The 11,926-nt window shown below is 54.7% G+C and carries 12 protein-coding genes; all 12 read right to left on the bottom strand.

From position 1 onward, the window contains the following. Positions 1–5: 5 nt before the first annotated feature. The 12 genes from S2091_RS04525 to paaC all read right to left on the bottom strand — a co-directional run bounded on the left by S2091_RS04525 (position 6) and on the right by paaC (position 11,913). Entirely contained in the window at positions 6–896 is an 891-nt protein-coding gene (locus tag S2091_RS04525; protein ID WP_105530617.1) for an alpha/beta fold hydrolase, read from the bottom strand. A 163-nt stretch (positions 897–1,059) separates the two neighbouring features. Then, complete coding sequence (locus S2091_RS04520) at positions 1,060–1,449, bottom strand: RidA family protein (protein ID WP_207769620.1); 390 nt, start codon at positions 1,447–1,449, stop codon at positions 1,060–1,062. Beyond that, positions 1,449–1,895, bottom strand: coding sequence for an acyl-CoA thioesterase (locus tag S2091_RS04515; protein WP_105530615.1), 447 nt, complete (start codon positions 1,893–1,895; stop codon positions 1,449–1,451). The genes S2091_RS04520 and S2091_RS04515 overlap by 1 nt, the downstream gene beginning before the upstream one ends. A gap of 67 nt (positions 1,896–1,962) precedes the next feature. Beyond that, complete coding sequence (locus S2091_RS04510; protein WP_105530614.1) at positions 1,963–2,577, bottom strand: anthranilate synthase component II; 615 nt, start codon at positions 2,575–2,577, stop codon at positions 1,963–1,965. Then, a complete protein-coding gene (locus tag S2091_RS04505) occupies positions 2,568–4,124 on the bottom strand; it encodes an anthranilate synthase component I family protein (protein ID WP_105530613.1) in 1,557 nt (518 codons plus the stop codon). Before S2091_RS04505 ends, S2091_RS04510 begins: the two co-directional genes overlap by 10 nt. After that, positions 4,118–5,680: an AMP-binding protein gene (locus S2091_RS04500; protein WP_105530612.1), complete on the bottom strand. Its 1,563-nt coding sequence runs from the start codon at positions 5,678–5,680 to the stop codon at positions 4,118–4,120. Before S2091_RS04500 ends, S2091_RS04505 begins: the two co-directional genes overlap by 7 nt. Beyond that, the gene (locus tag S2091_RS04495) at positions 5,677–6,972 is read right to left on the bottom strand and encodes a 3-deoxy-7-phosphoheptulonate synthase (protein WP_105530611.1); all 1,296 of its coding nucleotides are present in this window, start codon (positions 6,970–6,972) and stop codon (positions 5,677–5,679) included. The genes S2091_RS04500 and S2091_RS04495 overlap by 4 nt, the downstream gene beginning before the upstream one ends. Before the next feature lie 64 nt (positions 6,973–7,036). Then, the gene (locus tag S2091_RS24245; RefSeq protein WP_207769619.1) at positions 7,037–8,266 is read right to left on the bottom strand and encodes an iron-containing redox enzyme family protein; all 1,230 of its coding nucleotides are present in this window, start codon (positions 8,264–8,266) and stop codon (positions 7,037–7,039) included. 78 nt (positions 8,267–8,344) lie between these two features. Next, a complete protein-coding gene (locus S2091_RS04485; protein WP_105530610.1) occupies positions 8,345–9,538 on the bottom strand; it encodes an MFS transporter in 1,194 nt (397 codons plus the stop codon). 53 nt (positions 9,539–9,591) lie between these two features. Beyond that, positions 9,592–10,671 carry a 2Fe-2S iron-sulfur cluster-binding protein gene (locus tag S2091_RS04480; protein WP_105530609.1) on the bottom strand — a complete coding sequence of 360 codons (1,080 nt, stop codon included), beginning with the start codon at positions 10,669–10,671 and terminating at the stop codon, positions 9,592–9,594. 22 nt (positions 10,672–10,693) lie between these two features. Next, positions 10,694–11,200 carry a 1,2-phenylacetyl-CoA epoxidase subunit PaaD gene (paaD, locus tag S2091_RS04475; RefSeq protein WP_105530608.1) on the bottom strand — a complete coding sequence of 169 codons (507 nt, stop codon included), beginning with the start codon at positions 11,198–11,200 and terminating at the stop codon, positions 10,694–10,696. After that, positions 11,194–11,913, bottom strand: coding sequence for a 1,2-phenylacetyl-CoA epoxidase subunit PaaC (gene paaC, locus S2091_RS04470; RefSeq protein ID WP_105530787.1), 720 nt, complete (start codon positions 11,911–11,913; stop codon positions 11,194–11,196). Before paaC ends, paaD begins: the two co-directional genes overlap by 7 nt. Positions 11,914–11,926 lie beyond the last annotated feature (13 nt).

The following is an 11,926-nucleotide window of genomic DNA, read 5'->3' as shown; positions in this document are numbered from 1 at the left end:
ATCGCCTACATTCGTAAAGCATGCGAGCTCTCTGGCATACGAACGCGTACCAGGAACTCGGAAAGCAAAGCACGCAACATGGCAGGTTGTTCGTGAATGCTGTAATGACCGCACCCGGCCAAAGTGTGACACTCAGCGCCGGGGAGGCTGTTGATCATTTCGTTGATGTTGTGGCGTGTAATGGGGTTTTCCTTTTCCCCAATGACTAACTTCACTGGTAATTGCAACTGCTTAAATTCCCAGTGACGGCTTGAGAGAAAGATGCGAAATAGTTCTAGCATGGCGTCCGGCAAAAAACGTTCACTGAGCTGCGTTGCGATCGCACACACGGTTGCGTCGCTTGGTACGTCACAGCCCATCCGAATGCGCAAGTTTTTCTCAAAGCGATACTGGACGCCGCGTGCGAACAGGTCAAAATCGGGCCATGACACTGGGCGCTGCGCATCACAATACAAAGGTGCAAACAACAGCATACCGTCGGCCATCTGGCGCGCCGTCGGATCTGTAGCCAACCAATCCAATAACACCGTGGCACCGAACGAATGGCCGACGAAGATACCGCGTTTTATCGGGCACAGCGCCAATGCCGCCTGCAACCATTTCAGCGCTGGTTGCAGGGTAGGCCAAGATACACCGTCACGACCGGACCAGGGCAGATCAAGGCGCCAGATGTTGCAGTGTGAGAGTGCTGGTAACAATGCATCCCAGGTATCGCTTGAGTCCACCATGCCATGCACGAGAAATACGTTCGGCCCGTCGATATATTCTTCTAGTGTCGGACCACGCACAGCAACCGTGTAGCCGCCGAAATCTTGCGTGCGCAGTGTTGTGGTTTCGGTAGGAAAAGCCCACCACGGTTGGCCGGATACTGCGCTGGTTTTGTTGTTTGTGTACATACCTTAACCTCTTCAGCATGGCGAACTGCACCGTTATGTTTATGAATGAGCATGCAGGAAATTATGTGACCCCAATGCTCTCTATTGTTCATGTGCGTAGGCTTTGTATCAGCAGGAATTCGCCGAACACATTTAAAATGCAGCCTCGTGATCACGGACTAATTTAATCGGGAATTACGGCTGTCGCCTCGATTTCAACCTTGGCCCCGTCGACCATTAAGGCGCTCACTTGAAACGCGCTCATGGTTGGAAAATGGCCGATCAACTCCCGATACGATTGCCCCACCTCTTTAGCCTGTTCTAAATAGGCCGCACGGTCAGTCACGTACCAGGTCAGGCGCACGATGTGTTCCGGCTTGGCTCCGGCCTGCGCCAGTACGGTCACAATATTTTGTAAAGCTTGGCGCGCCTGATCCGCGTAGCGCTCGCTTTGGAATTGACCTTGCCCGTCCCATCCAAGCTGGCCGGAGGTAAAGACTAAACTTCCCTTGGCTACGACACCATTGGCATAGCCGCGTGGACGAACCCAATCGGGCGGTTGTAAGATTTGCATTATGAAGCCACCATTTCTGTTAGTTTTGTCTGTTCTGTAAACCGCTGCAGCTGCTGCCGCACGTCATCGGGGAAAACAATTGATTTGCCGCTTTCTAGCGAAGTTATTACCATTACCTGCTTGCTCTGCATCCGGACCTGGTCGCCAAACCGTGCGCTGATCAACACTTCCAGTGAGCGCCGCCCCAGGTTCTGTAATTCCAAGCGAAACGTGAGTAACTCGCCCTGGCGCGACGGAGCCAGGAATTCATTCTCGAGCTTGACGATCGGCAGCCCCAAGCGCCGGGCACAGATGAAGTGGGAAAAATCAATACCCAATCCTTCTGTGAACCAGTCTTCGACCAGCCAATTGCTTAAGACCAGATACTGGGGGAAATAAACAATACCGGCCGGATCGCAATGAGAAAATCGGATCGGGTAATTTTTTTCAAAACAAGTAATACGCATGAAATCCTCGTAGATTAAAAGCAGTAGTTCAGAACAGACCTGCCGGCCTGCGCTTCGTTAAATAAAATTAGATATGAATGCGAGTGCCGCCCTCAAGCTCGAACTGCGTGACGATGCGCATATAGTTGGCAAGCATGCCCAAACCGTGCTGTGTCAATACCGATTCAGGATGAAATTGCATGCCGTAGATAGGAAGGTGGCGGTGTTGCATAGCCATGATTTCTCCCTCGCTGCCATCGGGCCGTAAGGCGCGTGCCGTGACGAGCAACTCTGGCGGCAAAGCGTCTACCACCAATGAATGGTAGCGCCCGACCAACCCTTGTTGTGGGATACCGGCAAACAAGCCATCGCCCGCATGCTGGATCGGTGAGATTTTGCCGTGCAATACTTCCTCGGCGCGACGCACCTGTCCACCCATGGCTGCCGCGATGCATTGATGTCCTAAGCAGATTCCCAGTATTGGCAAGCGCCCGGCAAAATGACGGATGGCGGCAATAGATATGCCCGCCTCTGTCGGTGAACACGGGCCCGGCGAAATGATGAGCGATTGCGGTGCCATGGCATCGATCTGTTCCAGGCTGATTTGATCGCTGCGCCGAACCTCGATTTCGGCGCCCAGCATGCTCAGGTACTGCACGACGTTATAGGTGAACGAATCGTAGTTATCTATCATTAAATGCATGCGGGGTCCTCCAGAACGGTCATCTCTTGCTGCCAACTTTGAGCCAATTGCGCTGCAAGCAGCATCATCCGGCTCTTTTCTATCGTTTCTTGCCACTCACGTTCGGCCACGGAATCTTGCACCACCCCGGCACCGGCCTGAACCTGCAAGATCCCTGCCTGGAGAACGCCAGTACGGATGGCGATGGCAAGATCTACTCCGCCGTGCCAGTCCATGCAGCCAATGGCACCACCGTAGATTCCGCGTGCATGCGGTTCAAGTTGGGCGATGACTTCAAGTGCACGAATTTTCGAGGCGCCACTGAGGGTGCCGGCCGGGAAGGTGCTCTTGAACACTTCGAGGCCGCTCAATTGTGATGGTGCCAAACCAGTCACCGTCGAGACGATATGCATGACGTGGGAAAAATATTCGACCGACAAAATATTCTTGACCTGTACGCTGCCGACCTCGGCCACGCGCCCCAGATCATTGCGGGCTAAATCAAGCAGCATCATGTGTTCCGCGATTTCCTTAGGATCGGCCAGCAATTCCTGTGTGAGCTGGAGATCGGCCGAGGCATCCGCACCGCGTCGGCGGGTACCGGCCATCGGCCTGCTGGTCATCGTATTGGTTTGGCGCTGCACCAGCATTTCTGGCGAGGCACCCACCACCTGAAATTGACCCAGATCGACGATGTAACTGTACGGCGTCTGACCCAAGCTGCGTAGCGCTTGATATAGGGTCGGCGCGTCGCAAGACAAGGAGCGGCTCATGCGTTGCGACAGCACTACCTGCATCACGTCGCCAGCCGCGATATATGTCTTGATGGCTCCCACCGCCTGCTCAAATTGCGCACGGGGAAATGCGTAAGTAAGCTCATCATGGAGCGCTGGCGCGGCGTGCGTAGTAGTCTTTGGCGCATATGTTTGCGCAGGAAAGTTTGTAGCGATCTCTGTCATCTTATGTAGCACGTGTTCGCACAAGGCATAGAGCCGATTGTGCGTGCGTAAATAGCTGTCGGCAACGCCAGGATCGTCATGCACGATGCAAAATAGTTGCGACTGGCGATGGTCGAATACCAGCAATTCCTTGCTGACTAGCTGTACCACATCAGGCACGTCGAGCCCGGACGGTTTGCGCGGTTGGCGCGCCAGGCGTGGCTCGATCAAGCGAGTGGTTTCGAATCCGAAGTAGCCGAACAAGCCGCCAGAAAATGGCGGTAGTGCTGCAATTTGCGGCACTCTGAAGCTAGCCAGTAAACGTTCCAGTTCGTCCAGGGGTTCGCTCGTGCTGAGCTCCTGTATGATTTCTCCCTCTTTTATATGCTTGAACCAATGCTCTCCGATCTCGATGCGCTCGGCTGCTGGTAGCCCAATGATGGAATAGTGGCGCTGAAAATTCCCGCCCTCCCACTGCCCCGTTTCGAACAGATAATCGTTACCTTGCATGCACAAGACACGGTAAAGACTAAGCGCTTCCAATTGGGGAGGTAGCGGCAGTATTTGCCACAGCGGCACCAGATTAAAACCCTGTTTACCGTATTCGAGAAATTGTTCTTGATTCAACATAATAAATCGCTCTCTTCGTGTTGCGTCGGCATTACTGCTTGCAAAGCGTTGCTAGCCTGACTTGCCAGCGCACGCCGATTGAGCTTGCCGTTAGCGGTCATGGGTAATGTTTCCAGTGGCAGTACTTTGGCCGGATACTTGAAACTCTCCAGATGCGTTTTTAGAGTCGCCAGGGCAAAGCGTGCCTGTTGTTCAAAGTCGTCATTCGCGCGGATGTACAGCACCGGACGATCTTCCCCCGTTGCGTCGCGTCCAGGCACCAAATAGCACTCGCCGAGTACGCCTGCATGCTGCGAGAGCAAGGACTCGACTTCGCTCGGCATGACCCAGCGCCCGAATACTTTGAAGCGCTCATCTTCGCGGCCATGGAAATACAGGAAGCCGTCACTATCCGTAGTAAATAGATCGCCCGTGCGATACCAACCGTCGACGAATTTAAGCGCATCGTCTTGCGGTCTTCTCCAATAGCAAAGCGCCATCGACGGTGCTTTTACCAGCAGCACGCCTGGCTCGTCGTCGGCCGCCAGCGCTCCTTGTTCATCGACAATGCGGGCTTGCCAGCCGTCGAGCATCCGGCCAACGCTGCCTCGGCGCAGTCGGTCTGGGTAGGTCGTAGCAAATACATGGCATAGCTCAGTGGCACCGATTCCATCGTGCAGGTCGAAGCCAAAGCGTTGCTGCCACATCGCGCTGATGCATTCGGCCAAAGGCGCACCAGCCGAAAAAGCCAGACGCAAGGAGCAATTGCTGGGCTGCAATCCTTCCTCAAGCAGCAAACGGTACATGGTTGGCACGGCGAATAGCACGTTGGGCCGGTAGCGTTTGAGGTTGGCTGCGACCAGTTCGGCCGTGGGCCAGGCTGGATCGAGCAACGCGCATGCACCCAAATAAAGGGGGAAGAACAAGCTGTTGCCCATGCCATAGCCAAAAAATGCTTTGGGCACGGAATACAGCAAATCACTGGAATTGATGCGCAACTGGCCAGCGGCGAAGCCAGCGCAAGAGGAGATGATGGATGCGGCACTGTGCAGCACGCCCTTGGCTTGACCAGTGGTGCCGGACGTATATTGAATGAAGGCCGGTGCAGTAAGCGGTCGCATTAAAAAGCCATTCCATGCTGAGCCTTCGGCCGTTGGCGTGATCCAATCCCGATGCATACCCGCTTTGATCAAGCGAAGGTGGGTTGGATGCGCTGCGCTAGCGATTACCTCTGTTAAGACTGTTTTTTGCTCGTGCTGGCCGAATACAATTACCGGATCGGAATCATCGAAAATATGGCGCATGGCTGGCGCATCAAGCCGAGGATTGATTAGCAAGGGCAGGGCGCCAAGCGCCAATGCTGCAAAAAACAGCACGGCCAATTCCGCACCGTCATCCAAGCCAATGGCAATGCGTTGATCGGCACGCACACCTTGCTGCTCAAGCCAATGTGCTTGGCAGCGAACCGCACAGTCTAGCTGCCGATAGCTCAGTGATATATCGGGCCCGACAAAGCACAGCGCATCGGATTTGCGCTTGCTGACAATGAAATGTGCGGCTAAATTGATGTTCGTCATACACGGCTCTCCCAGTCCAGGTGCTGAGCATGAACGGCGGGCAAGCCGACCTGTGCTTTAGGCGCAATCGGACTTGTTGCACGCTCAGACGCCAAGCCGAGCTGGTTCACCAGAGTCGCCGTCAACGCCATGGCTTGTTCCGGATTTAATCTGGGGTCGCAAGCGCTCAGGTAGCCGGTCGCCAGATCGGCTTCGCTCACTTTTGACGGGCCGCCGAGGCATTCGCTGACGTTCAAACCGGTCAATTCGAGATGCACGCCTCCGGGATGGGTGCCGATTTTGCGATGGGCATCAAGAAAGCCATTTAATTCAGCTTGAATCGATGCGAAGTCGCGGGTCTTGATACCGTCCGCTGTCTGAATGCCGTTGCCGTGCATCGGGTCGCACATCCATAAAACTTCGCGGCCTTCCAATTGAATCGCTTCCAGCAGTTTGGGTAAGCGATCGATATGGGCCGCGCCATTACGTACGATCAAGGTAAGTCGACCGGCTTCATTGAACGGATTGAGCACATCGATCAGGCGTATCAGCTCTTCGCGACTTACCGTCGGGCCGAGCTTGACGCCAATCGGATTACACACGCCGCGCAAGAATTCGACGTGGGCGCCATCCAGTGCCCGGGTACGTTCGCCGATCCATAAAAAGTGACCGGAGCCGCAATACCAATTACCCATTGCATCTTGTTCAAGCATTGATTGTTCATACGGCAGCAGCAATGCTTCGTGGCTGGTGAAGTAGCTTCCCGCTCTGCTGGCATTGGCTTCACTATTCAAACTGCGCAAGTAATTAAGACTACCGGCGGCCTTGAAATAAGCTGTTTCCATGCGCAGCGGATCGGTCTGGCGCGCCTGCTCCTGGAACTCCGCGCCATTGATCATGTCACCGCGATAGCTAGGCAGTTCCTGCCCAGCGACGCATTCCATAGCACTACTGCGCGGCTTGGCGTACTGCCCTGCGATGCGGCCAATGCGCACCACCGGCTGATGGCTTGCCGCGCCGATCATCGCTGCCATTTGCTGCAGAAGATGATAATGCTGGCGGATGATTTTCGGGCAAAAATCAGAGAAGCTTTCGGCGCAATCACCACCTTGCAAAATAAAGCCACGCCCATGTGCGACCCTTGCCATGCGCGAGGTGAGACGGCGGATTTCACTTATGGCCACCAGACGCGGATAGCTTTGAATCCTTGCTAATACCTGCTGCAACGCAGCGTCGTCCTGATAGTGAGGCAACTGACGTTGCGACATGGATTGCCAACTGCTGGGGCTCCATGGTGTGCGGTTAGAGAACATTTGCGCCACTTCCTATTTAATGTAGTAAGAAAAATTCGCTCATTGCCCATCTTCAAATAAGTGTTCAGGTGGTTAGCGCACCCAGTTCCTCGCGTAACGCAATGCCGCCAAGGTTTTGCAGCAGCGGGGCATTTTCGCAAGCAAGGTAGGCGCATTCGACATCACCGGTATTAACATGCTGATGCGCAGCCCAGACCGGTATATAGACGGCGTCGCCAGCCTGCCACGGGACGCGGCGTTCACCGACCACTGAATAGCCGCTGCCGGCGAGTATGTACATGACGGTTTCGTAGTTATGCCGATGTAAGCGTGTCGACTCGGCCACGTCGAGGCGTCCGATGGTCATGCTGATGGTATTGGTCGGCAGATCGACGATATGAACCTTGTGCTTGCGATCGGAAGAGAAGGCTTGATCGGCAGCATTGTTCGTTTGCATGACCATTGGATGCTTCAACCGTTCCGGCATAGTCACTTTTAAGCGGGCTGGCACGTTGCCAAAATCGGCTGAGGAAAATCGCGTGCCGTTCACTGGTGCTAGCGTACTGGCGGCCGGTGTTGCGCTGCTGTTTTGGACGTTGTTCCAGATTGAATCGAACATGGCCACTCGCTTGCCGATTAATTCGCGCCCGATCTGAATTGCCAGTTCACGCCGTTCCGGTTTGTCGAGGGTCAAGCGGCGCAAAATGTTCAGCATGGTGATAGCGTGATCTTCGTCTTCTTCAATGTGCAATCTAAAGAATTCTGTGGCGTCTTTGCCGTAGCCAAAGTGCTGCAATGCCTGCAATATCGGACGGTAGACCAGCGGGACGATTGCTTCTGCACCCAGGCACATAGCGGCCAGTCCGGCCAACGGGTCGTTCGACTGGCAATAGCCCATCATCGTCTGCACCATCGCCGTGGTCGCTGGCAGCGCTGCATGCTCGTCCGGCGTTACACCGACAATTCGCAAGGTGCGCTGGAACATCTCGGCATGCGTCATGTCGCCCATACCGTCCACGCCCATTTCTTCACGCAGATTTTCAAGCAGGGCCATAATGTCGCTGGCTTCGGTTAACTGCCCCAGTAGCGAGCACAGATAACGCGTGAAGTTGCGTGAATAATGACTATGCTGCACCAGCAAAGTTTTGAGCACGCCAAGGCTAGCCTCGTTGCGACCTAAAGCTAATAACAGCGGATGCTGCACCAGGTCTTGCAAGGCGTCTTCTTGCAGCCAGTTATTCCACATCAAACTCATGCCGGCCGGTGCCGTGCTTTGCAGTATTGTGACTGCCTCGGTTTCCATTAATAGCGTCATACATTCCTCTTTCTTTTAAAATTTAAATCGTCCAGGACGAATTGGGACATCGATAAAAAAAACCCGCGCGCTACCTCTTTAAAGCGCGCGGGAAAAGGACAATTGACCGTCCCGTATGCGGAGCAACAGCACTCCCAGCAGAGCGCAAACGAGCGGAAACAGGTACATTCCAGCCCAGGAGAAATGGCGCACTGCGATACCACCCAGCCATGAACCCAACGCTGCGCCAATGAAAAATACGGTCATAAATAAACTGTTCAATCGCGATGCAGCAGCAGGGTCGATACTTAGAACCTTGCCTTGGGAAATCACATGAACCGAACGTACGCTGACATCGGATACGATCAGGAAGATGATGATCATGAACACACTGCTGCCGAACCAATAGCCAGCTAGCGACACTGCGCCCATACATAATCCCAGCAAGACGATGACACCACTCCAGTGCAACCGCTGCTGCAAACGGCGTACTAGCGCCGGCGCCCACAGTGCTACCACGGCGGTAAATGCGAGCAGGCCGGTTTGAGACGCGCTCCAATTCAGGGAGCTATGGGTTAAGGAAGCCAGGTTGGCCCAGATACCGTTTAAGGCAGCGAAAAAGCAGGCGGCGACCAAAGCGAGACGCCGCAGTTCCGGCAGGCTTTGCCACAATTGCGCTTGCCGCCGCAGCATCTGGCCGTAGCGCAAGTTAGGGTCGATCTGGGTTTGACGGCGCACGCTATAAAATAAAGACAAACCTAGGAGCACGGTCACGCCGCCAGCCAGCAAATAAACCTGACGCCAGCCAATTTTTTCAGCACCCCATCCGCCCAGTACGCGCGCCAGCAGCAGGCCAGCGAATAGGGCTGAAAGCAGGTTGTCGACGATCTTTGGTCGGCCAGCGGTAGTGGCCGCGGCGGTTTTGGCGCTGTATGCGATCAATAGCTGCCCTCCAATTGACAAGACACCTGCCAGAAAACATAGCGCCGTCATTGCGGCCAAGTTTGACGATACGCCCACCAGTAGCAGTACCAGACCGAGGCTGGTCACCACCGTCGGGATCAACTTGCGTGGCATGACCATATCGCCCAAGGGCAGACCCAGGATCAAGCCAATGCCATAGCCAAACTGCGTGGCGACCGATAAATCCCACAGCGAAGTGGTTGGCACCTGGAAGCTGGCCGCAATCATCTGCGTCATCGCCTGGTGGTACACGACCGCCGCTACCGAAAACCCGGTGGCGAGGCAAAACAGCCAGTGCTGATAGCGTGATAAACCCGTAGTGTCTTTCATTGTCCTACCTCATCTCTATAGTTATATTGTTCAAAATATGGTGAGCTTGATGCCTAATCAAAATCGAGCACTAAACGGCGCGTCAGCGGCCGGCTGCGGCAACTTAGTACATAGCCTGCGGCCAGTTCGTTCGCTGAGAGTGCATAGTTTCCTGTCATCGCGACTTCTCCTTGCAGCACCTTGCAACGGCAGGTTGCGCACACCCCGCCTTTGCATGAATAGGGAAGGTCGATACCCGCTTCCAGGGCGGCATCGAGGATGTTGTCTACCGCTTTATCGAGCCGCAATTGGCGTTGTACGCCATCCACGATCAAGGTCATTTCGACAGCGCTGGTCAGGGTCGTCAAACTCTCGGTTTGAGCTGGCGCAGAATCGGGAGTTATTGTTGAACCGGCAGCGGCGAAATATTCGAGCTTAATCCGCTCGTCCGGCAACCCAGCCTCGCTCAACGCAGCCGCGACGGCTTGCATCATCGCGGCTGGGCCGCAAACGAAGGCATAGTCGATTGACGCTGACGGCAGCCAGTGCTGCAGTAATGCCCGGCAGCGCTCGGTGCTTAATCGCCCGTTGAGTAATTCGATCTCCTGCGCCTCAGCCGTGAACAAATAAATGAGAGAGAGGCGCTGCGGAAAGCGGTCTTTTAAATCGGCCAACTGTTCCCGAAAGAGCATGGACGACAGCGTGCGGTTGCAATAAACCAGCGTGAAGCGGCTGTCCGGTTCTTGTTGCAAGCTGGTCTTAATGATCGACAGCAAAGGAGTGATTCCGCTACCTGCGACAAAACCGGCATAGTGGCGCGCGTGCTTTGCATCTAGCGTCGTATTGAAGTGCCCTGCCGGTTGCATGACATCAATCTGAGTGCCGCGTTGCAGGGTTTGATGAGCCCAATTTGAAAATGCGCCACCAGCCACTTTCTTAATTGCCAGTTGCAGCGACGGCTCTCCCACCGCATTGCAGAGCGAGTAAGCACGCCGGGTTTCTTTGCCGTCAATATAGGCGCGCAAGGTCAAATGCTGCCCTTGGATGTATGTAAAATGCTCGCGCAAGTCTGCGGGGACTGCCAAGGTCAACACCAAAGCATCGCCAGGCTCATGCTGCACGTGCGAAATCGTCAATGGAAAAAATTGTGGCACGATAGCTCGCTCTATGAAAAATTTAGAAACACTTGAAGTGTTCGAACGGGTTAGCGCAGTCACCGCACACATACAACGACTTACATAAGGTTGAGCCAAATTCGCCGCGTACGGTGGTCGACGCCGAGCCGCACAGCGGGCAACTTGGCGTAGCGATTGACCAGGCACGGTATTCGAGTTTGCGCATAGGAACTTCGGATGCCATCGGCGGTGCGATTCCAGCCGCCAGCAGTTTGGCTTTGGCTACATCGCCAAGCCAATCTGTGCTCCAGGCCGGTGACAGCCGTGTTTCTAGTGCGAGGTGTTCGATGCCGCGGTCGAGTAAGGTATTGCGAATGCTGGCGTCGATGTGTGATTTAGCCGGGCAGCCGCTATAGGTCGGCGTGACGACGATGCGCAACTGTTCTTCTTCCCAATGCACGTCGCGCACAATGCCAAGATCGACGATCGACAGAAAGGGCATTTCCGGATCGGGAATGCCGGATAACCATTCCCAGATGCGCTCAGTACTTGCTTGCTGATTTACCATTGCGCCCCCGGATGGACGCGTTGCAGATACTGCATTTCCATTAGCATGGATAACAGGTGCTCCCCATGTTTTCCGCGTTTTCCGCCGGACTGAAATGGTGTGCGCGAAGGTAGCGCAAGTTCTACTTTGCCCAGCACATCGTTCACGTAAGCAAGCCACTCGGCATGCAGCGCGCCCAAGTCGCAACCAATGCCGCATGCGTGCATTTCTTGTTCCAGTTCATCCATTTCGAACAGCTCGCCGACATAGTTCCAATGCTGTTCCAGCGCCAGAATTAGCTTTGAACGGCTAAGCTCGGTTCCACCGCCGAGCCTGAGCATCCAATGGCTGCTGCGCCGCACGTGGTAGTCCACTTCTTTCAAGGCTTTGGTCGAGATGGCCGCCACCTTTTCATCTGTCGAGTTCGACAAGGCAGTCAGCACCAGGAAATGCCAACTGTCGAAAAAGAATTGGCGCACCTGAGTATCGGCGAAATTACCGTTCGGTTGCTCAAGTAATAGCAGATTGCGAAATTCATGGGCATCGCGCCAATATGCCAGTGCATCTTCGCTGCGTTTCGTTGGATGCAAGGAGCTGGCGTAGTCAAGCCAAAGGCGGGCTTGTCCGAGTAAATCCAGCGCAACGTTGCTCAGTGCCAGATCGTCTTCGAGCGTCGGGCCGTGGCCCGTCCAACCGCATAGACGTTGCGACAATATCAGGCAGTTATCTCCCATACGTAGCAGGTAT

The sequence above is a fragment of the Solimicrobium silvestre genome, assembly GCF_002976435.1.
In the GTDB taxonomy this organism is placed as follows: Bacteria; Pseudomonadota; Gammaproteobacteria; order Burkholderiales; family Burkholderiaceae_D; genus Solimicrobium; species Solimicrobium silvestre.
The sequence above is the reverse complement of the archived record's forward strand: the minus strand, read 5'-3'. Positions and strand labels throughout refer to the sequence as shown.

Excerpts from the sequence above, each read along its gene's own strand:
- S2091_RS04525 (WP_105530617.1), bottom strand. The coding sequence starts at position 896 with ATGTACACAAACAACAAAACCAGCGCAGTATCCGGCCAACCGTGGTGG.
- S2091_RS04520 (WP_207769620.1), bottom strand. The coding sequence starts at position 1,449 with ATGCAAATCTTACAACCGCCCGATTGGGTTCGTCCACGCGGCTATGCC.
- S2091_RS04515 (WP_105530615.1), bottom strand. The coding sequence starts at position 1,895 with ATGCGTATTACTTGTTTTGAAAAAAATTACCCGATCCGATTTTCTCAT.
- S2091_RS04510 (WP_105530614.1), bottom strand. The coding sequence starts at position 2,577 with ATGCATTTAATGATAGATAACTACGATTCGTTCACCTATAACGTCGTG.
- S2091_RS04505 (WP_105530613.1), bottom strand. The coding sequence starts at position 4,124 with ATGTTGAATCAAGAACAATTTCTCGAATACGGTAAACAGGGTTTTAAT.
- S2091_RS04500 (WP_105530612.1), bottom strand. The coding sequence starts at position 5,680 with ATGACGAACATCAATTTAGCCGCACATTTCATTGTCAGCAAGCGCAAA.
- S2091_RS04495 (WP_105530611.1), bottom strand. The coding sequence starts at position 6,972 with ATGTTCTCTAACCGCACACCATGGAGCCCCAGCAGTTGGCAATCCATG.
- S2091_RS24245 (WP_207769619.1), bottom strand. The coding sequence starts at position 8,266 with ATGACGCTATTAATGGAAACCGAGGCAGTCACAATACTGCAAAGCACG.
- S2091_RS04485 (WP_105530610.1), bottom strand. The coding sequence starts at position 9,538 with ATGAAAGACACTACGGGTTTATCACGCTATCAGCACTGGCTGTTTTGC.
- paaD (WP_105530608.1), bottom strand. The coding sequence starts at position 11,200 with ATGGTAAATCAGCAAGCAAGTACTGAGCGCATCTGGGAATGGTTATCC.
- paaC (WP_105530787.1), bottom strand. The coding sequence starts at position 11,913 with ATGGGAGATAACTGCCTGATATTGTCGCAACGTCTATGCGGTTGGACG.